We start from the raw sequence: 1129 nt of genomic DNA, 5'->3' as shown, positions 1-1129 counted from the left end.
ATCGTCGAAATAGCGGAATCCTATAAAATGGCCGCCGGTTACCTGCGTATGGCCGGTGTGGAGTTCACGGAAGCCAGTGCCGCCATAGGCCTGCTGGGCAATATGGGGTTGAAAGGAACACTGGCGGGTACCTCGCTGCGGGCCATGTCCACCCGTTTTGCAAAGCCTACGAAAGAGGCCCGGGAGGTTTTGGACCGCCTGGGCGTCAAATTCACGGAAAAGCGGGACGTAGAGGGTGTGCGGGTGGAGAAGTTGCGCCCCATAGCGGACATCTTCGAGGAACTGAACAGGAAAGGCGCCTCAATGGCGGACATGCAGGCGATTTTTGGAAAAATCGGAGGGAATGCAGCTATGATGTTTGTCCGTAATTACGACCGGCTGCGTGCACTCAGGTCCCATAATAGAGGTTCCCAGGGAATATCGACTGAACTGGCACTTGTAAAGCAGGATACCACTAAGGGATTGTGGGCGCAGGTTACCTCCCAGTTGAGCGAGGGGTTCATGCGCGCGTTCGAGGTGATGGAACCCTCGGTACGTGCCGTTCTGCGTTCCTTTCTGGATAAATTCAAGGCTCCGGAATTTACCCGCGGACTGCTTTCTGTCGGAAACGCCCTGTTGGACATATTTACCGTCATAGGTAATATCGGGGCTTGGGTGGCACGCAACTTTCATTGGATAGAACCGCTTGCTTTTACGGGAGCGGTGGCTGTCCGGCTGTTCAAGGTGGCCGGTGCCCTGACCAATATCGGTATCGCCATGGGCTTTATCGGCAGACAATCGGCGGCGACGGCGGCCGTCGGCTCCGTACAGGGATTGTTGGATATGGGGAGTCCTAGCAAGATGTCTTTCGGACAAAAGAGGGCCATTGTCTCGGCCATGCAGTCCGCAGGCGTGACAGGACGGGGAGCTATGACGCGTACCTTGATGTCCGGAGGCGGTGTTGTCGGGGCGAAAGGTGTGCTGCAGTCGCTGTTCGCAACACAGGTGGCCACTGGTGGCAGCCTGACAGGCGCGGCTGCCTCCCTGAGTGCCATGGGCACGGGAGCGGTGGTTGCCACGGCGGGAATCGCCGCATTGGCCGGTGCTCTGGGCTGGGTGGCATATAAAACCTGGAAGATAAAGGAGGCGA

The 1129-nt window shown here is 57.7% G+C and carries 1 protein-coding gene; it reads left to right on the top strand.

Annotation, left to right across the window (positions count from 1 at the left end; genetic code table 11):
- Nucleotides 1–1129, top strand: a 1129-nt coding sequence (locus tag LPH68_RS26910; protein ID WP_230297281.1) for a phage tail tape measure protein, incomplete at both ends; no start/stop codon positions are given.

Origin of the sequence: Bacteroides sp. 1_1_30, from assembly GCF_020982715.1 — a bacterium.
In the GTDB taxonomy this organism is placed as follows: Bacteria; Bacteroidota; Bacteroidia; order Bacteroidales; family Bacteroidaceae; genus Bacteroides; species Bacteroides xylanisolvens.
This window is presented reverse-complemented; position numbering and strand designations above follow the sequence as displayed.